24 protein-coding genes are annotated in these 23,163 nt (G+C 61.5%); 21 read left to right on the top strand and 3 right to left on the bottom strand.

From position 1 onward, the window contains the following. The first annotated feature begins 1 nt into the window (after position 1). The 9 genes from F0M18_RS06335 (at position 2) to F0M18_RS06295 (ending at position 7,578) form a co-directional block, all read left to right on the top strand. The gene (locus F0M18_RS06335) at positions 2-307 is read left to right on the top strand and encodes an FtsB family cell division protein (protein WP_149610556.1); all 306 of its coding nucleotides are present in this window, start codon (positions 2-4) and stop codon (positions 305-307) included. After that, positions 304-999, top strand: a complete 696-nt coding sequence (gene ispD / locus F0M18_RS06330; protein ID WP_149610555.1) for a 2-C-methyl-D-erythritol 4-phosphate cytidylyltransferase — start codon at positions 304-306, stop codon at positions 997-999. The genes F0M18_RS06335 and ispD overlap by 4 nt, the downstream gene beginning before the upstream one ends. After that, positions 999-1,484, top strand: coding sequence for a 2-C-methyl-D-erythritol 2,4-cyclodiphosphate synthase (gene ispF, locus F0M18_RS06325; RefSeq protein ID WP_223177912.1), 486 nt, complete (start codon positions 999-1,001; stop codon positions 1,482-1,484). Before ispD ends, ispF begins: the two co-directional genes overlap by 1 nt. Further along, the gene (truD, locus tag F0M18_RS06320; protein WP_149610554.1) at positions 1,481-2,515 is read left to right on the top strand and encodes a tRNA pseudouridine(13) synthase TruD; all 1,035 of its coding nucleotides are present in this window, start codon (positions 1,481-1,483) and stop codon (positions 2,513-2,515) included. The genes ispF and truD overlap by 4 nt, the downstream gene beginning before the upstream one ends. A gap of 41 nt (positions 2,516-2,556) precedes the next feature. Continuing rightward, positions 2,557-3,219, top strand: coding sequence for a protein-L-isoaspartate(D-aspartate) O-methyltransferase (locus F0M18_RS06315; protein ID WP_149610553.1), 663 nt, complete (start codon positions 2,557-2,559; stop codon positions 3,217-3,219). Positions 3,220-3,253: 34 nt separating this feature from the next. Beyond that, positions 3,254-4,150, top strand: a complete 897-nt coding sequence (locus tag F0M18_RS06310) for a DUF368 domain-containing protein (protein ID WP_262500858.1) — start codon at positions 3,254-3,256, stop codon at positions 4,148-4,150. Between the two features lie 38 nt (positions 4,151-4,188). After that, positions 4,189-5,031 carry a peptidoglycan DD-metalloendopeptidase family protein gene (locus tag F0M18_RS06305; RefSeq protein ID WP_262500853.1) on the top strand — a complete coding sequence of 281 codons (843 nt, stop codon included), beginning with the start codon at positions 4,189-4,191 and terminating at the stop codon, positions 5,029-5,031. A 154-nt stretch (positions 5,032-5,185) separates the two neighbouring features. Next, positions 5,186-6,232 (top strand): RNA polymerase sigma factor RpoS, encoded by a 1,047-nt coding sequence (gene rpoS / locus F0M18_RS06300; RefSeq protein WP_262500852.1) that lies wholly within the window; start codon positions 5,186-5,188, stop codon positions 6,230-6,232. A gap of 332 nt (positions 6,233-6,564) precedes the next feature. Continuing rightward, a complete protein-coding gene (locus F0M18_RS06295) occupies positions 6,565-7,578 on the top strand; it encodes a cellulase family glycosylhydrolase (protein ID WP_149610549.1) in 1,014 nt (337 codons plus the stop codon). Here the strand turns inward: F0M18_RS06295 and F0M18_RS06290 are convergent. Beyond that, entirely contained in the window at positions 7,557-9,038 is a 1,482-nt protein-coding gene (locus tag F0M18_RS06290; protein WP_149610548.1) for a sodium/proline symporter, read from the bottom strand. The two genes, F0M18_RS06295 and F0M18_RS06290, sit on opposite strands and share 22 nt — an antisense overlap. Positions 9,039-9,478: 440 nt before the next feature. Between F0M18_RS06290 and F0M18_RS06285 the strand changes: the two genes are divergently transcribed. The 9 genes from F0M18_RS06285 (at position 9,479) to F0M18_RS06245 (ending at position 19,881) form a co-directional block, all read left to right on the top strand. Further along, positions 9,479-10,681 carry a CaiB/BaiF CoA transferase family protein gene (locus F0M18_RS06285; RefSeq protein ID WP_149610547.1) on the top strand — a complete coding sequence of 401 codons (1,203 nt, stop codon included), beginning with the start codon at positions 9,479-9,481 and terminating at the stop codon, positions 10,679-10,681. Positions 10,682-10,762: 81 nt separating this feature from the next. Further along, positions 10,763-11,479, top strand: coding sequence for a sulfite exporter TauE/SafE family protein (locus F0M18_RS06280; protein ID WP_149610546.1), 717 nt, complete (start codon positions 10,763-10,765; stop codon positions 11,477-11,479). Between the two features lie 8 nt (positions 11,480-11,487). Next, positions 11,488-12,360, top strand: coding sequence for an amidohydrolase family protein (locus tag F0M18_RS06275; protein WP_149610545.1), 873 nt, complete (start codon positions 11,488-11,490; stop codon positions 12,358-12,360). Further along, positions 12,357-13,562, top strand: a complete 1,206-nt coding sequence (locus F0M18_RS06270) for a CaiB/BaiF CoA transferase family protein (protein ID WP_149610544.1) — start codon at positions 12,357-12,359, stop codon at positions 13,560-13,562. Before F0M18_RS06275 ends, F0M18_RS06270 begins: the two co-directional genes overlap by 4 nt. Positions 13,563-13,587: 25 nt before the next feature. Next, positions 13,588-13,899, top strand: a complete 312-nt coding sequence (locus F0M18_RS06265) for a hypothetical protein (protein ID WP_149610543.1) — start codon at positions 13,588-13,590, stop codon at positions 13,897-13,899. 20 nt (positions 13,900-13,919) lie between these two features. Further along, positions 13,920-14,954 carry a cupin domain-containing protein gene (locus F0M18_RS06260; RefSeq protein ID WP_149610542.1) on the top strand — a complete coding sequence of 345 codons (1,035 nt, stop codon included), beginning with the start codon at positions 13,920-13,922 and terminating at the stop codon, positions 14,952-14,954. Between the two features lie 8 nt (positions 14,955-14,962). Next, entirely contained in the window at positions 14,963-15,874 is a 912-nt protein-coding gene (locus tag F0M18_RS06255; RefSeq protein WP_149610541.1) for a hydroxymethylglutaryl-CoA lyase, read from the top strand. 63 nt (positions 15,875-15,937) lie between these two features. After that, positions 15,938-17,998 (top strand): hydantoinase/oxoprolinase family protein, encoded by a 2,061-nt coding sequence (locus tag F0M18_RS06250; RefSeq protein ID WP_149610540.1) that lies wholly within the window; start codon positions 15,938-15,940, stop codon positions 17,996-17,998. A gap of 11 nt (positions 17,999-18,009) precedes the next feature. Next, positions 18,010-19,881: a hydantoinase B/oxoprolinase family protein gene (locus tag F0M18_RS06245; protein WP_149610539.1), complete on the top strand. Its 1,872-nt coding sequence runs from the start codon at positions 18,010-18,012 to the stop codon at positions 19,879-19,881. Here the strand turns inward: F0M18_RS06245 and F0M18_RS06240 are convergent, their stop codons facing one another. Further along, the gene (locus tag F0M18_RS06240) at positions 19,882-20,769 is read right to left on the bottom strand and encodes an alpha/beta hydrolase (RefSeq protein WP_149610538.1); all 888 of its coding nucleotides are present in this window, start codon (positions 20,767-20,769) and stop codon (positions 19,882-19,884) included. Between the two features lie 169 nt (positions 20,770-20,938). Between F0M18_RS06240 and F0M18_RS06235 the strand changes: the two genes are divergently transcribed. Continuing rightward, positions 20,939-21,706 (top strand): substrate-binding periplasmic protein, encoded by a 768-nt coding sequence (locus F0M18_RS06235; RefSeq protein WP_188109615.1) that lies wholly within the window; start codon positions 20,939-20,941, stop codon positions 21,704-21,706. A 28-nt stretch (positions 21,707-21,734) separates the two neighbouring features. On the opposite strand, the gene F0M18_RS06230 is transcribed toward F0M18_RS06235, so the two are convergent. Next, positions 21,735-22,103, bottom strand: coding sequence for a VOC family protein (locus F0M18_RS06230; protein WP_149610536.1), 369 nt, complete (start codon positions 22,101-22,103; stop codon positions 21,735-21,737). A gap of 371 nt (positions 22,104-22,474) precedes the next feature. On the opposite strand from F0M18_RS06230, the gene F0M18_RS06225 reads away from it, so the two are divergent. Continuing rightward, entirely contained in the window at positions 22,475-22,663 is a 189-nt protein-coding gene (locus F0M18_RS06225) for a hypothetical protein (RefSeq protein WP_149610535.1), read from the top strand. A gap of 3 nt (positions 22,664-22,666) precedes the next feature. Continuing rightward, on the top strand, positions 22,667-23,065 hold the full coding sequence (locus F0M18_RS06220; RefSeq protein ID WP_149610534.1) for a hypothetical protein: 399 nt from the start codon (positions 22,667-22,669) through the stop codon (positions 23,063-23,065). Positions 23,066-23,163: the final 98 nt, after the last annotated feature.

The raw sequence follows: 23,163 nt of genomic DNA, 5'->3' as shown, positions 1-23,163 counted from the left end.
CTTGCGCTGGCTGCTCGGCATTCTGCTGTTTTTACTGGTGGTACTGCAGTATCGCCTGTGGATAGCCGAGGGCAGTATTGCCGAGCAGCACCGCCTGCGCCAGCAACTGGACGATTTCAACCGCATCAATGAGCAGTTGCGTGCCCGCAACGCCGTACTCGAGCGCGAAGTACTGGAGCTGCAGAGCGGCAAGGCAGGCATCGAGCAACGTGCCCGGGAGCAGTTGAACCTGGTGCGTGAGGGAGAGACTTTCTACCAGGTGGAACCGGCTGAATCCGCGGCTGAAAAACAGGGTGCGCAGCAGTGAGCAGGGTACTTCACGGGGTGATTCCGGCCGCCGGTATCGGCACACGCATGGGTAGCGAGATACCCAAGCAATACCTCCGCCTGCTCGGCCGCACCCTGCTTGAACACAGCCTGCACGCCATGCTGCGCGTGCCCGGCATGCAATCGGTGACGCTGGCGCTGCATCCCGAGGACACGACTGCGGCCGGCCTCGACATTCTTGGCGACGCCAGGGTCAATACCGTGGCAGGCGGCGCTGAGCGCGTCGATTCAGTGCAAGCGGCGCTGCGGGCGGTGCCGGGAACCCGCGACGACTGGGTGCTGGTCCACGATGCCGCGCGCCCCTGCCTGCAGCAGGACGACGTCATGCGGCTGGTGGATGTGGTCCTGACGCAGGGTGAAGGCGCCATCCTGGCGCTGCCAGTCGTCGATACAGTCAAGCTCGCGGACGCCCAGGGCAAAGCCTTGCGTACGCTCGATCGCAACCGCTTGTGGCGCGCGCAGACACCGCAGATGTTCCGCCTGGGTGAACTGCTCGACGCCCTGGAGTCAGCGCAGGCAGCTGGTGCGACAGTCACCGACGAGGCCTCGGCGATGGAACACGCGGGTTATCCGGTGCATCTGGTACCCGGGGCTGCAAGCAACCTGAAGGTGACGGTGCCTGAAGATTTACAGCTGGCTGAGTGGTATCTGTCACGGCAAGGAGAACACTGATGCAAATGCGTATCGGTCACGGCTACGATGTCCATCGCTGCGGCCCGGGCGACCACGTGATTCTGGGCGGAGAGCGTATTGCGCACCACAGCGGTCTGGTAGCCCATTCCGATGGCGACGTCCTGATTCATGCGATCTGCGATGCCTTGTTGGGCGCTGTTGCCGCGGGAGATATTGGCACGCATTTCCCCGATACCGACCCGCAGAATGCCGACATCGACAGCCGCATACTGTTGCGCAAAGTGGTGCAGCGGGTGCGCGACAGGGGGTATGCGCTGTGCAACCTGGATGCGACCCTGGTCGCACAGGCGCCGCGCATGGCTGCCCATATCGCGGCGATGTGCGCCAACCTGGCCAGCGATCTCGAGGTGGGTGTCGAACAGGTCAACATCAAGGCCACCACCACGGAAAAACTGGGCTTTGCCGGCCGTGAAGAGGGGATCGCCGCTCACGCCGTGGTGTTGCTGCAACGTGTCGACCCATGAGTGCCGGGCCTCCAACCGTAGCGGGTGAGCCCGTTTGCACAGCCCTGTTGCGCTGCACACCGGAAGATTTCCGGGTAGACGAGGAACTGGGTTTCGAGCCGGAGGGGGATGGCGAACATGCCTTCCTGTTCTTGCAGAAGCGGTGCCTCAACACGGCTGAACTCGCGCAGCGCTTATCTTCACTGGCGGGCGTGCACCCCCGTGACGTCAGTTTTTCCGGCATGAAAGACCGCAATGCGGTGACCCGGCAGTGGTTCAGCGTACGCCTGGCAGGACGCACCGAGCCGCGCTGGCAGGAGCTGGAGTCTGGGGAAGATGTCGAAGTCATCAGGGTGCAGCGCCATCGCCGCAAGTTGAAGCGGGGAGTGCACCGTCACAACCGTTTTGTGCTGGTGCTGCGCGAACTGCAGGGTGACAGGGAACAGGTGGCCACCCGCCTGAACACCCTGGCTGTGCAGGGCGCGCCCAACTATTTCGGTCCGCAGCGCTTCGGGCGGGACGGCAGCACCTTGCAACAGGCGCTGCAGTGGGCCGAGGCCGGGCCGCGTCGGGTCTCGCGCAACAAGCGCAGCCTGATGTTGTCTGCGCTGCGCGCCCACCTGTTCAACGCGTTGCTGGCAGAGAGGGTGAAAGCCGGCGACTGGAACACCGTGGTGGCGGGTGATACCTGCATGCTGGCCGGCACACGCAGCCACTTTCAGTGCGCGCAGCCGGATGCCGATATCACCCGGCGCTGCGCCGATGCTGACCTGCATCCGGCATTGCCGCTGTGGGGGCGCGGTCTTGAACCTGTGGCGCCGGAGCTGCTGGCGCGCTGGCATCGTGTGCTAAAGGAGGAGCTTGCGCTGGGTGATTTTCTTACCGAACAGGGCCTGGAAGCCAGCTGGCGTGCCACCCGGCTGATCCCTGATGACTTTTGCTGGCAGTTTTGTGATGATGACGCCCTGCAACTTGAATTTCGACTCGGTGCCGGCTGCTATGCGACGGCGCTGCTGGGGGAGTTTGTGCACTATCGAGAGTTGCAGCGCTGAAATAGAACAATGATTGGGATGTTTGTGGAGTGGTAACAGCAGTGAACAGGGTAGACCTCAACGGCATCGGGATGACGTCCCAGCGCACGCGGGAGCGCCTGATACAGCGCCTGGTCGACCAGGGGATTGGCGACCAGCGCGTTCTCGACGTGATTCGTACGACGCCCCGGCACCTGTTCCTCGATGAGGCCATGGCACACCGTGCCTACGAGGATGTGGCCCTGCCCATCGGCTTTCAGCAGACACTGTCGCAACCCTATATCGTGGCGCGGATGACTGAGTTGCTGCTGCAGCACGGCACGCCGCAGCGGGTGCTGGAGATCGGTACCGGATCTGGCTACCAGACCGCGGTGCTGGCCCGTCTCGTGGAAGAGGTTTACAGCGTGGAGCGCATCAAGCCGCTACAGCAGAGAGCGCGCCAGCGTATGCGCAAGCTCAAGTTGCGCAATGTCAGCATGAACCACGCCGACGGCGGCATGGGCTGGCCGGAGCGCGGCCCATTCGACGGGATCCTCGCCGCCGCCGCACCCGAGCGCATTCCCGAGGAATTGTTGCAGCAACTGGCCCCGGGGGGCAGGCTGGTGATCCCCGTGGGCGGGGACAAACAGCACCTGCATGTGGTGGACCGCACCCATGAAGGCTTCGAGACCACCGTGGTGGAGGCCGTTCGTTTCGTGCCCCTGCGACCCGGCACGGTGCGCTAGCCCGGTGACTTCGCCGGGAATATTCTTGCGCGGTATGCTCATGGGGGCGGCCGACATCGTCCCCGGCGTCTCCGGCGGCACCATGGCCTTTATCACCGGCATATACGAAACCCTGCTGGACAGTATCCGCGCCGTTGATCTCGATTTCCTGCAGATGGTTTTGAAGCTGGATATACGTGGCGCCTGGGCGCATGTTAACGGTGGCTTCTTGTTGGCACTGCTGGCCGGGATTGCGACCAGCATCCTGTCGCTCGCGAGGTTGATCTCCTGGCTGCTGGAGCATCATCCGGTGCCGCTGTGGGCTTTCTTTTTCGGGCTCATCCTGGCCTCTGCGCTGGTGCTCCTGCGCCAGGTGCCGCGATGGAATCTGCCGCGCGTGCTGTCACTGCTGGCTGGTGTCGCCACGGCCACCACGATAGCGTTGGCGCCAGTGGTGAACCTGGACGTGGGTATGGCCGGTGTATTCCTGTCCGGTTTCCTGGCTATCTGCGCCATGATCCTGCCCGGCATCTCCGGCAGCTTTATTCTCGTGCTGCTGGGCATGTACGGCACGGTGTTGAACGCGCTGAAAGGCCTGGACTTAGGCTTCATCCTGGTATTTGCCGTTGGCGCAGCCAGTGGGCTGCTGTGCTTTTCGCGGCTGTTGCATTTCCTGTTGCACCGCTTTCACGCTGCGACCATGGCCTTGCTGACCGGCTTCCTGTTCGGTTCGCTGCTGGTGGTGTGGCCGTGGAAGCGCACCCTGGCCTGGACCGAGAGCAGCAGCGGTGAGTTGAAACCGGCCCAGCAGATACCGGTTACGCCGACGGAGTTTACTGTTGTGTCCGGAGAGCAGGGGCAACTGGCGCTATGTGTTGCCCTGATGCTGGTCGGGTTCGCCTTGGTTTGGCTTATCGACTCGCGCTGGGGCAGGGCAGAGCGCGCCCGCTAACCCATCTGCCAATGAATCTGATCCGCAGGCGGGTTCGAGTGCATTCAGGGTGCGGTTCCAGCGCCCAGGTGGCGATCTGCATCGCGCTGGCGCTCTGCCTCGCAGCCTGTGGCGGTGCACCGCCGGCCCCGGTAGAAGACCGCCAGTATGGCGGTCGCAGCCACAGTGCAGCGGGCGACGGCTACACCGTGCAGCGTGGCGACACCCTGTACTCCATCGCTTTTCGCTATGGCCTGGACTATCGTCGCCTGGGGGCGGCCAATGGCATCGCCGCTCCCTATACCATCTATCCCGGACAGCGCCTGCAACTTCGTGAAGGTGATATCCCCCGGAGCGCCAGCCGCTCCAGTGTGCAGCCCACCCAGCCCCGCCCCCCGGCGCCGAGCAGTACCAGGACCGCGCCTGTCACGAAACCGTCATCTCCGCCTGCTACAAATGCCTCTGCTGCAGCGAAGCCACAAACCGCTGCGACCCGCCCGGTTACACCAGCGCAGCCGGCTCCGGCTTTTGGCCCCGTCAAAACCTGGCGCTGGCCGGCCCAGGGCAGTGTCGTTCGGCGCTACTCGGCGACGGTGCACAAGGGGATCGATATCGGCGGCAAGCGGGGTGACCCGATTGTGGCCGTGGCGGCAGGGCAGGTGGTGTATGCGGGCACCGGTATCGTCGGCCTGGGAGAGCTCATTATCATCAAGCACAACGAACTCTATCTCAGCGCCTATGGCCACAACGAGCGCCTGCTGGTGAAGGAGGGCGATGCGGTCAAAGCGGGCCAGAAGATTGCCACCAAGGGCAGCAGCGGTACGGATTCGGTGCGACTGCATTTCGAGATTCGCAAGGAGGGGAAACCCATTGACCCCCTGCACCTGTTGCCCCGTCGCTAGGTCGCCAAAGGCCGCTGTTGCAGGCCCTCAGGGCCCGAAATATAGCTGATGCAATTTTTTGCATAGTAGCTTGTAATTGGTCTTGCGGTTGAGTTAGTCTGGTTGGCCCGATAGGAAATACCTAGAAGCTACTACAAGAATATGAGGTATCGCCATGGAACTGGATAGCGCGCAGACCCCGAAAAGGAATGTCAAAAGGGGTCGGGCAACAGGGGCTGCTATGAAATCGAAGGTGAAAACAGGCGCAGGTGCTGAAGGCAGGAAGCCGCTGCCGGCGGAGACTGCGAACGGGGCCGTTAATCCAGAAAAGCTCAGTGACGAGGCCCGCTTCGATGAAGCCAAGGCTCGAACTGCGCGTAAAGTCGAGAAATCGCTCGACGTCACCCAGCTCTACCTCAACGAAATTGGCTACTCACCCCTGCTCAGCGCAGACGAGGAGAAGCACTACGCCCGTCTCGCACGTAGCGGCGATGACGAGGGGCGCAAGCGCATGATCGAGAGCAATTTGCGTCTCGTCGTCAAGATCTCACGGCGCTACATCAATCGCGGCCTGACACTCCTCGACCTGATCGAAGAAGGCAACCTGGGGTTGATCCGTGCGGTAGAGAAATTTGATCCCGAGCGCGGTTTTCGTTTTTCCACCTACGCCACCTGGTGGATTCGCCAGACCATTGAGCGCGCGATCATGAACCAGACGCGCACCATCAGGTTGCCCATCCACGTGGTCAAGGAACTCAATGTTTACCTGCGTGCAGCCAGGGAACTGACCCAGAAGCTCGACCACGAGCCCAGCGCAGAAGAAATTGCCGAGATGCTGGACAAGCCTGCTGCGGACGTGAAACGGATGCTCGGCCTGAACGAGCGGGTTACCTCTGTTGACACCCCCGTGGGGCCGGATTCCGACCGCGCCGTGGTCGACACCATCGCCGATACGCAGGAAAGCGACCCCTCCCAGCTGTTACAGGATTCCGATATCCGCGACAGTATTTCCGGCTGGCTGGACGAATTGACCGAAAAACAGCGCGAAGTCGTATCCCGACGTTTCGGGCTGCGCGGTTACGAGACCAGCACCCTTGAGGAAGTGGGCAGGGAAATTGGCCTGACTCGTGAGCGCGTGCGCCAGATTCAGGTCGAGGCGCTCAAGCGCCTGCGCGGTATCATGGAGAACCAGGGGCTGAGCGGAGAGTCGCTGTTCAACTAGTGCCCGTTATTGCCACTACTCTGGATTCAACACGCCTCCACCACTGAAGCACATCGCGCGGTTTCACCGCAATCTGCCCTGCTGCAGGGCAATCATCACAACTGCTGAATCTCCCCCAACACCTCGCGAGCCCAGCGCATGGCGATAAGCTGGCCGGCACTCTGGTATCAGGCAGCGCAATGCGTGTACTATTGAAAAGAATTCTTTTCGATAGTGGCGGTTAAGGAGGCGGTGTGCGGGAAACGCGAGGAGTGTGGCCGGCGGCAAAGGCGTGGGCATGGCGCGAGCGGGTCGGACGGCAACTGGGATGTAACTATATTCCGGGGTATGCCGTGAACCAGTTGGAGATGTGGCAGGCGGACAGCTTCAACAGCGATGTGATAGAGCGCGAACTGGGCTGGGCGGCGAGTTTCGGTCTCAACAGCGTGCGCGTGTATCTCCACGACCTGCTCTGGGAGCAGGACGGGGAGGGTTTTCTGCAGCGCATCGACACCTTTTTGACCATCGCGGCCGCTCACGGTATCAGCACAGTACTGGTGTTTTTCGATGACTGTTGGCACGACTTTGCTCGCCTGGGGCCGCAGCCGGCGCCCGTCCCGGGCTTGCACAATTCCCGCTGGGCGATGTCTCCGGGCACGGCGGCGCTGCGTGATCGCGCGCAGTGGAGCAGGCTGGAGGTCTATGTGCGCTCAGTGGTAAAAGCCTTTGCCAATGACGCCAGGGTGATCCTGTGGGACATCTACAACGAGGTCTGCAATCGCTTTATGCAGAACATCCATGCCCCCTGGTATCAGCGTCTGCCTGCAAACGCCCGGCACTACCTCGGCCAGATCCTCACGCGCGGCCCTGCGGAGCGATTGATGATTGAGGCCTTCGCCTGGGCGCGCAGCGAGGCACCGTCCCAGCCGCTCACCGCGCCGGTGTACTGGAATTTCCCCCGCCTGAACCAGGTGCTGGTGGCGGAGAGCGATGTGATCAGTTTTCACCATTACGAGGATGCGACGGATCTCGAACGCCAGATTAGCGACCTCGCCCTTCATGGCCGCCCCCTGGTATGCACGGAGTGGCTGTCGCGGCCGCAAAGCGCCTTTGCAACGCACCTGCCCGTGTTTCGGCAGCATGGCGTGAGCAGCTATTGCTGGGGACTGGTTGCCGGCAAGACCAATACTCGCTGGGGCTGGAGCAATCCTCCGGGCACCACCACCGAGCCGGAGCCCTGGTTCCACGATCTGTTGCACGCTGATGGCACACCCTACTGTGCCCGGGAGCAGGAACTGGCCAGGGCGGAAGGGCTCAATAGCAATTCAGGTGGCGACATGGGTGCTCAGTCGCGCGTCGACAACTGATCGTTGACACCACCACTGCCCGCACCACTGAGCCGTGCGCCCCTTAGCCGGGCGCCCCTACGCTGGGCGCCCCCCGACAGGAGCACCAGCAGGCCGAGTGCGAAGGGCGCAGTGCGCTCGGCGATATCTCCGGGCGTGTTGGGTAGCAGGTAGAAGCCCACCGCCGCAATAAAGCCCAGGGCGATCGCTGGCAGTACCCTGTTGGCGGCGGGCTGCAGGCTGAAGGCGCGACAGAGGATGATCGGCCCCAGCGCCGAGCCGATGGCAACCCAGGCAAACAGCACGCGCTCAAAAATAGTTGCCGGCAGGTAAATCGCCACGGCGATTGCGAGCAGGGAAATGATCGCGATGACGATGCGCGAGATCAGCAGGGCGCGCCGGGGATGGCGAGCATTCATGCCCAGGTCGTGGGCCACGGTAGTGCCGCAAACGAGCAGCATGCTGTCGGCCGTAGACATGATGGCGGAGAGCACTGCGGCCAGTAGCACGGCACCGAGGGCGGAAGGAAACAGGGCATCATTGACGGCGAAAAACACCTGCTCGCTGGCATCGAGCTCCGGAACCAGCAGGCGACCGCTGAGTCCCACCAACACCATGCCGAAGAAAACCACGCTGTACCACAGTGTGGCGATAATCTGCCCCTGGCGCAGTGCGCGGGCGTCCCGCAGTGCCATGAAACGCGCTACCAGGTGGGGCTGGCCGAGGGACGATATGCCTACGGCCAGCGAGCCCAGCAGCATGCCCAGGGCGGTCAGCCCGGCGGCGTTGCCTGTCCATGACATGAACACCGCATCATTACTTTGTGCCAGAGCGGCGTAGAATGCCTGTGGTCCGCCAAAATGCGTCACTGCCGCTACCGGCAACAGCACCGCTGTCAGCAGCATCAGCAGGCCCTGAATGGTGTCGGTGACGCTCACCGCCCAGAAGCCGCCGAGCAGCGTATAAAACAGAATGATTATGCCTCCCAGCACAATGCTCTCTGCGCTGCTCATGGCAAAAGTCGCGGCGAAGGTATTGCCGGCGCCCTGGAACTGGGACGCCACGTAAACGACGAAGCAGAACAGGATAATAGCCGACACCAGGCGGATGAGGTGCAGGCGGGTGCGACCGCTGGTGCCCAGGGCGATAAATTCCGTGGCGGACAGCATCGGCTGGGAAGCGCTGATGCGCATCACCCGCGGAGCGATGGCAAACCAGGAGAAGGCGCAGCCCAGAACCGCGCCACAGGCGACCCATACGCTGGCCAGTCCCAGTGTAAACGCCAGGCCGCTCATGCCCAGCAGGGTCCAGGCGGAGGCGGCGCTGGCGGAGTAACTGATGGCGGCAACCCAGGGCCCCAGTTGCCGTCCGGCCAGGAAGAAATCCTGCTCCGAGCGCACCCTGCGCTGGGCCCAGAGGCCGATTAGTATGAGCATTGCCTTGTAGATGACAAGCGTGGTGAGTACGACGCCAGTGTTCATGCCGGTCCTGAATCTTCCTGTATTGTGGTGATAGGCGCCGGGCGCCGGTTGACATAAGGCAATGCGCCTTGGACTAAAAGATATATTGTTATTAGTATATAACAATTCGCTGCCCCCGCACCTCCACGGCCAGGCTGAAGGCAAGATCATCCACAGGGTGAATTCGGCAGCTGCGGTGCTGCCGTCTTTTGATGGGGTCGCCACCGGTGGCGTGGATTGTGGCGCGGGTAACCCAACATGGCCCCGTGGTCTATGATTCCAGGGGCAGAGGCTGGCATTTGCCGGGGCGGCTGAGCCGCCGGTTGCCAGTGGTGCTATCAAGGTGCCCGCGGGCCTGGTGCAGCACCCGGGGCAGGTAGCACAGTTATTTTATCGCCTGTTGCGCGGCGAGAACCGCGTCAAGGCCGTTGTGAATTTGAAATAGCAGGAGAGAAACACGCATGACAGACAACGCAAGACCGCTGGAAGGTATCAGGGTGATCGAGATGGGCCAGCTGCTGGCCGGGCCGTTTACCGGCACCATCCTCGCCTATTTCGGTGCCGAGGTGATCAAGGTCGAGCCCCCCGGCGGCGACCCGATTCGCGGCTGGCGCCTGCTCAAGGACGGCACATCTTTCTGGTGGCGCAGCGTCGGACGCAACAAGAAGAGTGTGACCCTGGACCTCAAGTCAGATCGTGGTCGTGAACTGGCCGGCGACCTGATCAGGACAGCGGACGTGGTAGTGGAAAACTTTCGCCCCGGGATGATGGAAAAGTGGGGGCTGGGGCCAGATACGTTGCGGGCGGATAACCCGGGGCTGATCTATGCGCGCATTTCCGGCTACGGTCAGGACGGCCCCTACGCCAGCAAGCCCGGGTATGCCTCGGTAACCGAGGGCTTCGGTGGATTCCGTTACATCAACGGCGAACCGGGTAAGCCGCCGATCCGGACCAATATCAGCATGGGCGACACGTTGTCGGCAATTCATGCGGCCCTTGGCATTGCGCTGGCGATTATCCAGCGTGCCAGGCCAGGCGGGGCCGGTCAGGTTATCGATGTGGCGCTCTACGAATCTGTCTTCAACCTCATGGAAGGCATCGTGCCTGAGTACGACGGCGCCGGCGTCATACGTGAGCCATCGGGCACCACGGTAACCGGCATCGTGCCCACCAATACCTACAAGTGTGACGACGGCAAGTACGTGGTCATCGGCGGCAATGGCGATTCCATCTTCAAGCGCCTGATGACGGTGGCCGGCCGTTCCGATATGGCCGAGAACCCGGAGATGGCGGACAACGCCGGACGCGTTATTCACGAGGCGGAGATCGACAGGGCGCTGGCCGACTGGTGCGCCGCCCATTCCTCGCGACATATTATTGATGTGCTGGAAGAGGCGCGGGTGCCGGTGGGCCCCATCTACAGCGTGGAGGACATGGTCAACGACGAGCACTACAACGCGCGTGGCATGTTCGAGACGGTGGAGATCAATGGCGAAGCGCTGAAAATACCAGCCATCCTGCCGAAAATGCAGGGTACGCCCGGGCGCACCGACTGGCCCGGCGGCGAGATTGGCAGCCACAACGACGAGGTGTTCAGGGAGATTCTCAAGCTGGACGAGGCGACGCTGGCAGCGCTGCGCGAGGACGGCGTGATTGCCGGTTGATGGCGCGCGACGCGCTGCCTACACTTTGAAAAGACATATTTAAATAACAATGAGACAAATTGTCATCAGGAGGGCAGGTCGATGACCCCGGAAATCTGGGTGCTGTGTGGCACCGCCGCAACGATTGCCTTTGTCCATACCCTGATGGGCCCGGATCATTACTTGCCTTTCGTTGCGCTGGCAAAGAGTCGGGAATGGTCCGTCGCCAGGGCGCTGCGCACCACGCTGTTGTGCGGTGCCGGGCACATCGTCGGCTCCGTGGTGCTGGGTATGGTCGGGATCTACGCCAGCATCCAGCTCGGCGCGCTCGAGGCTATAGAGGGCTTTCGCGGTGACCTGGCTGCGTGGGCGCTGGTTTCCGTAGGGCTTGTGTGGATGGCCTGGGGCCTGCGCCAGGGCTACCGGCGGCACCGCCACGCCCACTGGCACAGCCACGGCGAACTGCGCCACTACCACGATCACAGCCACGGCCACGAGCATGCCCACGCCCATGGTGTGGAGGAGGGCGGCCGTCGCTCAGTTGCCGGATGGGCGATTTTTATTGTCTTCGTGCTGGGCCCCTGTGAACCGCTGATCCCGATTCTCATGTTCCCGGCCGCCCAGGAGAGCGTGGCAGGGGTGGTGGCGGTGACGGGTGTGTTCGCGTTGGTCACGATACTGACCATGCTGGCGGCGGTAGCCCTGTCTGTGTGGGGTTTGCAATCCGTGCGGCTGCCGGCATTGGAACGCTACAGTGAAGCTATCGCCGGCTGCACCATCATGATGTGTGGTCTGTCCATCGCGGTTCTGGGGTTATAGGGAAGTATATGCCAGTCGACTACAAGGCAATCGACGCCGTCGTCAATATCTGGACCGAGGAGGCACTGTCGCACCGTCCCGGCTGGACCGATGAGTTTTTCGTGGGCAAGGTCAAGGGTAAGCATGACAGTGCCGGCATCAGCCTGGAGCAGATGCTCGAGGGCATGGACAGTGCCGATATCGAATATGCCTTCCTGGTCGCAGCCAAGTCCGGTCGCCCCGGCCTGCCCGGCAGTTACCATATGCCGCCGGAGGTGGTAGCCAGGGCTGTGGCGAGCTACCCCGATCGCTTCTTCGGCCTCGTCGGAATCGACCCGTACCAGGGCATGGACGGCGTACGCGCGCTGGAAGATGCCGTGCGCAACATGGGCTTTATCGGCGCGCATCTGTACCCGCACTGGTACGAGTTGCCGGCGAACCACGCCAAGTACTATCCCTTCTACGCCAAGTGCATTGAACTCGATATCCCGGTACAGATGCAGGTGGGCCAGTCTTTGCTGTATTCAAAGGAGCAACGCTGTCGCAGCGTCGGTCGCCCGATTTACCTGGACGACATCGCCTGCGACCTGCCGGAGCTGAAGTTGATCGGTTCGCACGTGGGTATTCCCTGGCACGATGAAATGATCGCCATGGCGTGGAAACACGACAACGTGTACATCGCCACCGATGCACACAGCCCCAGGTACTGGCCGGAGAGCGTGGTGCGCTTTATCAATTCTTATGGACAGGACAAGGTGATCTTCGGCACCGATTTCCCGGTGTTACGTTTCGAGCGCACCGTGCAGGAGATTGATGATCTCGGCCTCAAGCCAGAGGTGCGTCGCAAGTTCATGCGCGACAACGTCATTCGCATCTACGGGCTCGAGGGCGCCATCCGATGACCGCGCCACTGGAAGGCATTCGTATCGTGGAAATGACCAGCGTGGTGCTGGGACCCTATGCCTGCCAGATGCTCGGCGACCTGGGGGCGGATGTGATCAAGATCGAGCCCCCCGGCGGTGACACCAACCGCCACCTCGGTCCGCATCGCAATCACAGCGACATGTGCTCCATGTACCTCGGCTGCAACCGCAACAAGCGCTCGGTGGCGCTGGACCTGAAGTCGCCGCGGGGCAGGCAGGCCGCGCTGGACATCATCAGCAGCGCCGATGTGGTGGTGCACAACTTCCGCCCGCAGGCGATGGCGCGGCTGGGCCTGGATTACGACGCGGTCAGAACCGTCAATCCCGAGATTATCTATTGCGCCACTTACGGTTACAGCAAGCGCGGGCCCTATGGCGACAAGGGTGCGCTGGACGATTCGATTCAGGCCGCCAGTGGTGCCGCTGCGCTGGCGGAGAAGGTGCTGGGTGAACCCCGCTACATGCCCACTATTATCGCGGACAAGACCACCGCCATGTTCGTGGTGCAATCGGTGCTGGCGGCGTTGTTCTACAAGCTGCGCACTGGCGAGGGGCAGGAGATCGAAGTGCCGATGTACGAATCCATGGTCAGCTTCGTGATGACCGAGCACCTCTGGGGCCAGAGCTTCGAACCGCCCCTGGGCGAGGCGGGTTATGTGCGCCTGATGGCTGAGCACCGCAAACCCTATCGCTGTAAGGATGGCAAGTACCTCGCGGTGTTGCCCTACTGGGACAATCACTGGCTCACCTTCTGCGAGCTGGCCGGGCGCCCGGAACTGGCCACCGACGCGCGTTTTATCGACATGGCGACGCGCCTGAAAAATATCAACGAATCCTATCGCGTGACTGGCGAGATCATTGCCGGGCGCAGCCGGCAGGAGTGGCTTGACCTGCTGGGCGATACCAAGGTGCCCACCATGGTGGTGAACTCGCTGGATGACCTCATCGATGACCCGCACCTGGTGGCAACCGGTTTCTGGCAGCAGATGGCGCATCCGACGGAAGGACAGCTGCGCCTGAGCAGTCCACCGATGAATATGTCGCGTACACAACCTACGATACGTCGACACGCGCCGCGCCTGGGAGAAAACACCGCAGAGGTGCTGGCCGAAGCTGGTTACGCACAGGAAGACATCGACAGCCTGGTTGCTGACGGAGCGGCCATGCTGGAAAAAGTATAACCAGACGAGCTGTGGAGGCTACGCAATGACGTTCCTGAACAAGTATATCGAGCACGACGTGCCGGAAGAGGTAAAGGCATGGATCAAGGAAGAGATCGCGGCGCAGGAAGTGCGCTTCGCCAGGATTGAACGGGAGATGGAAGACCTCGCGGGGCAGCGCGAGCTCTGGTACCAGGAGTTTTTCGACCGGATCACCACCATGGGTTTCAATATGGATGGGGACGACAAAATCAAGCTGCAACCTGGCCAACTGCCGGTGAAGCCGGAGGGTTGTGAGGATCGGGTCGTCTGGGAGCACGGCGTGGACAGCGATCCGGCCCTGAAAGATCGCGACTGACAATAATAAGGAGAGACGACATGGCACGCCCACATATTGAACCATTTTGCGACCGCGACGAGGCTTTCAAGAAACTGATGCTGCCAAACCTGGCCGGGGGTATGCGCTACAAGATGCTCAGCCTGGATGGCGACTCCGGCGCCTGTTCCATGACCTGCCAGTTCGACGCGGGATACCGGCGCACTCCCGGCTTCTCCTGGTCTGAGTGGGAGATGATCATCATCGAAGGTGAGATGAAAGTTGGCGACAAGGTCTGGCGCAAAGGCCAGTATTGCTACGTGCCCGCCGGCTATGCCATGCCCGAGATGACCTCGGAGCAGGGCTGCCTGGCGCTGGTCATGTATAACACCGGCGCTCCCAGTCATGAGGAATCCACCGAGCACCATCCGCTGGGCCAGGTCGACTTGTATCACGATGTGGACTCGTTCATGGACCTCGCCTGGGCCCCGGGTAACGTCACCAAGCCTTCAGTGGCCGCCGGTTGCATGATCAAGCTGTTGAATTACAACCCGATCTCCCACGCGATGACGTTCCTGTACTGCATGACACCCAATTTTTACCAGGACAACATCTCCTATCACGATTGCGCGGAAGAGGGCTATCACCTCTGGGGCACGTCCTGGATGATGCAGTTCGGCGACGTTCCAACCGGCGGCTACTTCTGGCGCCCCGCCTATATCAATCACGGCGCCTTCGCCTCCGAGTACGGCTGCATCGCCCTGGGACGTACCGATTCCAAATTGTTCAACCACTTCCACTACAACCCGTGGTCGACACCAGTGGCCAACGCCAACCGCTCCGAGGCGCGTATTTACCAGCGCGACCCGCTGCTGTACAAATGGGCCTTCAGTAAGGATCACAACCATCCCCACGGTCCTGAGGACTTCGAGCAGACCATGGTGCGCCGGGGTGATGAGGAGGGGCACGACATTGCCCGGTACAAGAGCGATGGTAAAACCCACGACCACTGGCATGGGCACCACCATCACGACGAGCACAGCGAGCACCATCACCACCATCACGGCGATGGCAATGATCACCATCACCACCACTAAGACAGATTATGGATAAAGTTGTTTTTACAGATGTAGGTCCCCGTGACGGTTTGCAGAATCAGCCGCGTATCCTCTCGGTGGATGAGCGACTATCGCTCATTGCCGCTGTCGCTGCGGCGGGGGTAAGCCATATCGAAGTGGGTAGCTTCGTGTCCCCGAAAGCGGTACCGGCAATGGCGGGCACCGGGGAACTGGTTGCGCGCCTGCCTGGGGATGACGGTGTGCACTACAGTGCGCTGATACCCAACCGCAAGGGCTATGAACTGGCCCGGGACGCGGGCGTGAAGACGGTCAATATGGTGCTTTATGCCAGCGAAGGCATGGCGCAGAAGAATGTCAATATGAGTATCGCCGAGGCGGAGCAGGCCACGCGCGACATTCTCGACATGGCCGCGAATGATGGCATCGAGGTGGTTGCCGCCATCGCTACGGCGTTCTGCTGTCCCTTTGACGGCCCCACCGACCCGGGCATCGTGCGCGATATCGTTGCCCGGTTCATCGATTCCGGTATCCGGCAACTGGTGCTTGCCGATACCATCGGGGCGGCCAATCCGCTGCAGGTGCGTGCCTTGACCCGTGAACTGGTCGAGGCGCATGGCGCCGCGCAGATCGGCTGCCATTTCCATGACACACGCGCCATGGGCGTGGCCAACGTGTTCGCCGCGCTGGAATCGGGTATCTATCACTTTGACGGTTCCATAGGCGGGCTCGGCGGCTGCCCCTTCGCGCCCGGTGCCAGTGGCAATGTGGCCAGTGAAGACGTGATAATGATGCTGGAGCAGATGGGCGTGCACACCGGGATCGATCTCGATGCGCTGCTGCGTGCCTCGGACCTGGCGGAAAACCTGACGGGCACGGCGCCCGGAGGTCGCGCCAAAGCCTGGCTGGGCCCCTGGTTGGCGAAACAGCAAGAACTATAACTGGCGCCTCGCTCCGTGCCTTTTGCGGCGCGGGTATGAGAACGCCACAGACGGGAGAGAATAATGAGTTACAGGCTGGGCGTGGACGTAGGCGGTACTTTTACCGACCTCCTGCTGATCAACGAGGAATCCGGTACAACCCACACGGCCAAGGTGCCCTCTACCCCTGAGGATTCCTCCATCGGCGTGCTGAACGGTATCGCCCGCATCTGCGACGAATCCGGCATCAACCCGGCGCAGGTGCATCGGGTCATGCACGGCACCACGGTCGCTACCAATGCGGTGCTCACCGGGCGTGGCGCACGCGTCGGCCTGGTGACTACGGCGGGGTATGAGCACACCCTGCAGGTAGCGCGCTCCTTCTGTCCCGGCGGCCTCGGCGGCTGGGTGTCGTTCGTCAAGAAGCCGCTGCTGGCGCCGCTGGAACTGACCATAGGCGCCTCGGAACGTATCGGCGCCGATGGCAAGGTGGTGACCGAGCTCGACGAACAACAGCTGCGCGCCGACCTCGAGAGCCTGCGCGCCCGGGGTGGTATCGAAGCGCTGACCATCTGCTTCATCAACGCCTATATCAATGGCGAACACGAACGTCGCGCCGCCCGGATCGCCGGCGAGATATTCGGCGAGGTGCCCATCTCCATTTCCAGTGATGTGGTCCCGGAAATGCAGGAGTATGAGCGCACCGAGACCACGGTGGTGAATTCCTACGTGCGCCCGGAAGTGGCGAAGTATGTGCACAACCTGCAGCAATCCCTCGCAGAGCAGCTTGGCCCCGAGACCCAGTTATCCATACTGCGCTCCGACGGTGGGCTCGCCTCCGGCCGCGCTGCTTCCGACTCGCCCGTGAACTTGCTGATGTCAGGCCCTGCAGGCGGGGTTGCCGGAGCTATGTATTTCTGCAGTCGCGCGGGCTTCAATGACATTCTCACCTTCGACATGGGCGGTACGTCTACTGACGTGGCCTTGATCCAGAACGGCCGCGCGCGGGTGCGCCGGGAAACCTTCGTGGGTGATGTCAAGGTGCGTGCGCCTTCCGTGGATGTGCGCACTGTCGGCGCCGGTGGCGGTTCCATCGCCTTCGTGCCGGAGCTTACACGCGCACTGCGGGTCGGGCCCGAGTCTGCCGGCGCCGTGCCTGGACCGGCCTGCTACATGAAGGGTGGCGAAGAACCCACGGTCTGTGACGCCAACGTGGTGCTGGGCTACCTGCCGTCCGACGTGCAACTGGGCGGGGCAATGGAGATCAACCGCGATGCTGCCGTCGCGGCGGTGCAGAAAACCGCCGACGCCATGGGCATCGAGCTGGAAGACGCCGCCGAGGGCATTATCAAGGTGGTCAACGAGGCCATGTTCGGGGCCTTGCGGCTGGTCTCGGTGGAGCAGGGCTACGACCCACGGGATTTCGCCCTGGTGGGATTCGGTGGCGCCGGCCCGCTGCACGCCAATGCCCTGGGTATCCTCACCGATGCCTGGCCGGTGATTGTGCCGCCGGGTCCGGGGGTGCTGTGCGCCTACGGGGATGCCACCACCCAGGTCCGCGACGAGGCCACCCGCACCTATATCACCATGGCCGAAGACATATCCACCGAGCAGTTGCTGCAGGACCTGCTGGAGCTGCAGAGCCGCGCCGGTGAGTCGCTGGTGGCAGATGGCATCGCCACTGACGAGCACGAGGTTACCTTCCAGGCCGACCTGCGTTATGCCGGGCAGGCTTTCCAGATCACGGTGGAATTCACCGAGGATGAACTGCGCGAGCGCGGCATTGCCCGATTGACCGACGAGTTCGACGCCGAGCATGAGCAGTTGTTCACCTTCAAGCTGGGCGACGGCCACGAAATCCTCATGATTCGTGCAGTGGTCAAGGCCAGGGCCAGGGCCCTTGCCGAGCTGACGATGGGCCAGGCCGGGACATCGCTGGACGACTGCAAGTTGCACGACACCCGTTTTTATTACGAGGGCAGCTACCACGACGCGATCATCTACGATCGCAACAAACTGCACGAGGGGCTGGAGGTGCCGGGGCCGGCTATCGTCAGCGAGATGGACTCAACCACCGTGGTCCTGCCGGGCCACCGCGCCCGTGTGGACGCCGTGGGCAACCTGCTCATCGAACCGGCAGCTTAGGGGATACGACAATGCCAGCAACCATTCTGCAAACCAATGACCAGCCCCTGCAAACCGTTGCGGTGGAGGGCGTGACCGTCGACATCATCGAGAACGCCCTGCGCAATGCGCGCGAGGAAATGGACGCGGTGCTGTTTCGCACCGCCATGTCGCCGGGTATTCGCGAGCAGGGCGACTGTTTCCCGATGATCGCCAACGTCGAGGGCAAGATGGTCGTGGGTCAGTTCGGCTCCTTCATCGGGCCCTTCCTGGAAGTGTTCGACGGCGAGATCGAAGAGGGTGACATGATTCTCACCAACGATCCCTATATGTGTAACGCAGCGGTTTCGCACCTGCCGGACTGGCTGGTGCTGAAACCCGTATTCAAGAACGGCCGCCATATTGCCTGGACGGCCATGTTCGGCCACATGTCAGACAACGGCGGCATGGTGCCGGGTTCCATTCCCATCGAAGCGACCACGATCTACCAGGAAGGTATCCGTATCCCGCCGATCAAGCTGTACAAGAAGGGTGAACTGCAAGCCGATGTGTTGGAACTGATACTGCACAACGTGCGTACCCAGCAATGGAACCGCTTCGACCTGAATGCGCTGGTGGCCGCGTGTAATACCGCCGCCAGGCGGGTGCTTGAGCTTACCGAGCGCTTTTCCGATGATGTGCTGCACACCACAATGGGCATCATGCTGGACCGCAACAAGGCCGCGATGACGGCCATCATCAACATGGTGGTGCCGGAAGAGCCGCGCTACTTCGAAGATTATATCTGCGACGATGGCATGGGTATGGGCCCCTACAAGATCGCCTGCAAGATGTGGCGCGAGGGCGACAAGGCCATTTTTGATTTTGAAGGCACCGATCCGCAGGCCCAGAGTTCGGTTAACTTTTTCCTCAACGAAGATATGTTCAAGATGTTCTTCGGCTCCTTCACCATCAACGTGGTGGACCCGCAGATCGTCTTCAATGACGGTTTCTATGACCTGGTGGATGTGCGCATTCCCGCGGGCACGCTGCTGAAACCCAACTTTCCCGCCGCCCTGTCGGGGCGGACCCACGCCCTGGGGCGGATCTTCGACGTGCTCGGTGCGCTCCTGGGTATGGGAGCACCGGAACAAATGCTCAATGCGGCAGGCTTTTCGGATTCACCGCACCTGTTCTATTCCGGTTATGACCAGCAGGGTGAGTGGTTCCAGCTGTTCCAGATCGGCTTTGGTGGTATCCCCGGGCGTCCGGTGGGCGATGGGCCCGATGGTCACTCGCTGTGGCCGGGCTTTACCAACGTGCCCAATGAATTTATCGAGTCCTATTTTCCATTGCGTATCGAGCGTTATGAGACCATTCCCGATTCCGGCGGCGCCGGCCTGCACCGCGGCGGAAACGGCCTCTCGGTAGCCTACCGTTTCCTCTGTGACGGCGAGATCGGTATACACGACGAGCGCTGGCTGACCTACCCCTGGGGTGTGCTCGGCGGTGAGACCGGCATGCGCTCAACCAAGCGTCTGGTGCGCGTCGACGGCTCCGAGGAGTGGCTGCCGGCCAAGGTCGAGGGTATCAAGGTAAAGACCGGTGACCTGCTGTACTTCAATACCTGGGGTGGCGGCGGTTGGGGCGACCCCTACGCTCGCGACCCCGAGCTGGTGCGCGCCGACGTGGAACGCAAGCTGGTAACCGCGGAGGGCGCGCGCCGTTATGGCGTGGTGATTGCCAGTGATGGCAGTGTGGACATGGCGGCTACCGAGTCCCTGCGCGCTGAGCTCGTCGCACAGCGCGGCGAAGACCTGCCCACCTTCAACTTTGGTGGCGATGTCGAGAGCCTGCGCCAGCGCTGCGAGGCGGAAACGCACATGCCGGCGCCGGTGAAGCCGACTTTCCAGAAAGCGAGATGATCAGGGTTGTAGTTGGTGCACCAGGAAGTCCGCCTGGGTACTGACGAAGGTTTCGAAGTAGGGCGGATAGTAGGGCTGAAAATGGTTGCAGTCGTACTCTTCCAGCCGCGCGTGCGGCATCTTTGCGGCCATTTTGCGGATATCCTCGATAGCCACCAGGGAATCTTCGCGGGCACCCATCAGCAGGGTAGGTGCCTTTACCCGTTGGGCCACGCTGATAGCCCGGTAGGACACCAGGCGCAACACCGAGCGGGCGGTGACCGCGTTGCGCCATAGTGAGCCGTCCGGGACCAGGCCGAGATAACCATCCCAGCACTCCTGCGTATTCATCACCGCGGTTTCCCCCGGCTTGCCGACGAGTGGCAGGTACAGCGGCGTGAGTCGCAACAGTCCGCGCAGTGAATCAGTGAGCCCCAACGCGGTGGTTTTCAACATGTAGCCCAGGCCGAAATGGCGCGCAGAACTGGCCGTGTCAGCCGCCAGCACTTGCGCAACCACGGCACTGATACGGTGATCTTCCGCTGCCACCTTGATCACATGGGCTCCGGCAAAGGAGGAGCCCCAGATTGCCAGGCGCGAGGCATCCACCTGCTGCAGGCCGCGAACGCAGGCGAGGGCAGCGTGCCAGTCCTGCTTCTGCTTGTTCGGAATCAGCAATTGTCGGGGTTCACCCGCACTTTCGCCCCAGTGGCGGTAGTCAAAAGTGAACACCGCGAGCCCGCGTGCAACGAAGCGCTCTGCGAACTGCGGCAGGCGAAAGTCCTGCTGGGCTCCAAGGCCGTGCCCCATTACCACGATCGGCGCAGGTTCGGCGCTCGCGGGCAGGAACAGGCGGCCGCGGCAGATCGTGCCCTGGCTGTCGAAGTCGATGGTAGTAGTACGGCTCATGGCGATGCTCCCTCAGACTGGCCTCACCGGCCGCGCATTCGCCGTTATAGCCCATGTGCGCCGGAAAGCCCAGCGGCATGGTAAACCTGCACGGTGGTCGTGGTATTTTCCCGTGATGCGGTTTATGCTCCCCGCCCACAACAGCCTGATTATCGACCAAGGAGCGACTATGTTCAGATCTGCACTGATTCTAATGGTGTCTATGACGCTTGGCAGTGCGGTGGCGCTTGCGCAGCAGCCGTTGCGGCTGATGGCCAACACATCGCCACCCTATGCGGACGCAAAACTACCCGAGCGAGGTCTGGCCCTGGAGCTGGTAGAGCACGTGTTTGTCGCTACTGATGTCAAACCGGAGATCGTGATCGAGAGCTGGTCCCGCGCCCTGGAGGGTGCCCGTATCGGCGTCTACGACGGCCTCGCCGCGGCCTGGTATTCTGACGAACGCGCTCAGGACCTGCTGTTCAGCGAGCCCTATCTGAGCAGCCGTTTGATCATGCTCCAGCGTCGCGATGACCCGCGCCGCTTTAATAGCCTGGATGACCTGGCAGGCCAGCGACTGGGAGTGCGTGCAGAGTATGCCTACGGTGTGGAGTTCGCGTCGATCGAGGGCATCAGGCTGGTAGAGGAAAACCACCTTATCCAGAATCTGTTGAACCTGCTGAATGGCCGCGTCGACCTGGTAGTCGGTGACGAGCGCACCATCAACCAGCAGTTACACGAGTACCTGCGCGACAAGATTTCCCTGTTCACCGTATCCGAGGTGACGCTGCCACCGGTTGCCCGCCATGTGGCCGTCAGCCGCAGCCTTGCCAATCACCAGCAGGTGATCGGCGCCTTCAACAAAGCGCTGGCTGCAGCCAGGGCAGACGGCAGCCACAAGGCGATTGTCGACAAGTGGGACCAACGCTATAAGGCGGAGGGCGCGCGCAAGCCCTAGGTATGCACCGGCCGGGCCTCGCGCCCGGCTACCCTATAAAGAACACGGCGAGTTTATTCCCGTCCGGGTCACGGAAGTAGCCGGCGTAAAAGTTTTCGCTGCGCGGCCCTGCAGCGCCCTCGTCGGCGGCACCCAGTTCCAGCGCCCTGGCATAGACCCGGTCGACCTGCGCCTTGCTATCCGCCTCGATTGCCGCCATCACGCCGTTGCCGACAGTGGCGGGCTGGCCATTCCAGGGCTTTGTTACCGACAGGGCGCCACCAGGTCCAGGATTGCTCCAGGCGATAAAGTTCTCCTCTTCCATCATACGGGTTGCGCCCACTTCCGCGAGCAGTGTGTCATAGAACGCGCAGGCACGATCCATATCATTGGTACCCAGGGTGACGTATCCGATCATGTTGGCTCCTTGTCTGCTTAAGGTGTGTCAGTGTTGATGCCTACCAAGCATAGACCACGCGTTGGCTGCCGGCACAAGTTGATCGGCCATCTTTGACTCGTCCCCGGAGATAAGACTGGCGTGTCCGGCTGAGAAAACTTGTTGAGAGAATGCTGCACACGCACCGTATGGGCTCGTCGCTGGCCGGGGCTGGTTCGCGGGTAGAAACACGTCTCCGCTGAACCGAGGGTAGCGTCTCTTGAACGTTACAAATGCTTTGCTTTCATTGCGGAATGACATATGTGAACTACGATTACTAATGGACTGTGATTCGCCACTTCAGGTTTGGGTCACGTTTAAAGAGTACAGCCATAGTTAAGAGGAGTTTGGTTATGAAAATCTTCTCAATCGTCGTTTCGATGTCCCTCATGTTGGCAACTTATGCCTCTGCTCAGGAGAGCAACCATATCACTTGTAAAAGCATTGTTGAGCCAACCAACGTGAAGGTCTTTGCGGGTGAGAACTGTCCTTTTGGCTGGGTTCCTATTCGCTCCGAATCACCTTCAGACCAGGAGGGTTAGCAGATGAAGTACACACTTATCGCTGCAATATTGATGGCCATCTTTGTTCCCGCCGCCAATGCCTCGTGCAAGACCAATCAAGTGAATGGGATATGGCAGGGAACATTCAATTATCCAACGATTGGCTTTGTCGGTATTTGTACAGTCGCAATAAAGGGAACGAGACTGCTTTCCGATAGTGTTTGCACTGATGACTTTGGTGACGCGCGGCCGCTCAGTCGCTCACGCGTAGATCTCCACAAGCCTACGTGCACGTTGGAAGTCTCGTTCCGGACTCTTGGGCAGGATGTGACCGGGGTCTTTACCGTCGATCGCCAGGAGACGGTGATGACGGGCATCGTTGCCAACGAAGCATTGGAAGTGGTGGGCACTGCAACACTGGTCAAAAAGGACAACTTGTAAGGGCTGAATTGTCAGTTGCCAATCGCGGGCTGACAGAGTTTTTAGCCCTTTTCTGGTCGCTAGTGGTCGTCACGGATGTCTGGCCCCCGGCGTTTCTT

The sequence above is a fragment of the Pseudohalioglobus sediminis genome (genome assembly GCF_008370495.1).
In the GTDB taxonomy this organism is placed as follows: Bacteria; Pseudomonadota; Gammaproteobacteria; order Pseudomonadales; family Halieaceae; genus Halioglobus.
This window is presented reverse-complemented; position numbering and strand designations above follow the sequence as displayed.

Excerpts from the sequence above, each read along its gene's own strand:
- ispF (WP_223177912.1), top strand. The coding sequence starts at position 999 with ATGCAAATGCGTATCGGTCACGGCTACGATGTCCATCGCTGCGGCCCG.
- truD (WP_149610554.1), top strand. The coding sequence starts at position 1,481 with ATGAGTGCCGGGCCTCCAACCGTAGCGGGTGAGCCCGTTTGCACAGCC.
- F0M18_RS06310 (WP_262500858.1), top strand. The coding sequence starts at position 3,254 with ATGCTCATGGGGGCGGCCGACATCGTCCCCGGCGTCTCCGGCGGCACC.
- rpoS (WP_262500852.1), top strand. The coding sequence starts at position 5,186 with ATGGAACTGGATAGCGCGCAGACCCCGAAAAGGAATGTCAAAAGGGGT.
- F0M18_RS06290 (WP_149610548.1), bottom strand. The coding sequence starts at position 9,038 with ATGAACACTGGCGTCGTACTCACCACGCTTGTCATCTACAAGGCAATG.
- F0M18_RS06285 (WP_149610547.1), top strand. The coding sequence starts at position 9,479 with ATGACAGACAACGCAAGACCGCTGGAAGGTATCAGGGTGATCGAGATG.
- F0M18_RS06280 (WP_149610546.1), top strand. The coding sequence starts at position 10,763 with ATGACCCCGGAAATCTGGGTGCTGTGTGGCACCGCCGCAACGATTGCC.
- F0M18_RS06275 (WP_149610545.1), top strand. The coding sequence starts at position 11,488 with ATGCCAGTCGACTACAAGGCAATCGACGCCGTCGTCAATATCTGGACC.
- F0M18_RS06270 (WP_149610544.1), top strand. The coding sequence starts at position 12,357 with ATGACCGCGCCACTGGAAGGCATTCGTATCGTGGAAATGACCAGCGTG.
- F0M18_RS06265 (WP_149610543.1), top strand. The coding sequence starts at position 13,588 with ATGACGTTCCTGAACAAGTATATCGAGCACGACGTGCCGGAAGAGGTA.
- F0M18_RS06260 (WP_149610542.1), top strand. The coding sequence starts at position 13,920 with ATGGCACGCCCACATATTGAACCATTTTGCGACCGCGACGAGGCTTTC.
- F0M18_RS06255 (WP_149610541.1), top strand. The coding sequence starts at position 14,963 with ATGGATAAAGTTGTTTTTACAGATGTAGGTCCCCGTGACGGTTTGCAG.
- F0M18_RS06250 (WP_149610540.1), top strand. The coding sequence starts at position 15,938 with ATGAGTTACAGGCTGGGCGTGGACGTAGGCGGTACTTTTACCGACCTC.
- F0M18_RS06245 (WP_149610539.1), top strand. The coding sequence starts at position 18,010 with ATGCCAGCAACCATTCTGCAAACCAATGACCAGCCCCTGCAAACCGTT.
- F0M18_RS06240 (WP_149610538.1), bottom strand. The coding sequence starts at position 20,769 with ATGAGCCGTACTACTACCATCGACTTCGACAGCCAGGGCACGATCTGC.
- F0M18_RS06235 (WP_188109615.1), top strand. The coding sequence starts at position 20,939 with ATGTTCAGATCTGCACTGATTCTAATGGTGTCTATGACGCTTGGCAGT.
- F0M18_RS06230 (WP_149610536.1), bottom strand. The coding sequence starts at position 22,103 with ATGATCGGATACGTCACCCTGGGTACCAATGATATGGATCGTGCCTGC.
- F0M18_RS06225 (WP_149610535.1), top strand. The coding sequence starts at position 22,475 with ATGAAAATCTTCTCAATCGTCGTTTCGATGTCCCTCATGTTGGCAACT.
- F0M18_RS06220 (WP_149610534.1), top strand. The coding sequence starts at position 22,667 with ATGAAGTACACACTTATCGCTGCAATATTGATGGCCATCTTTGTTCCC.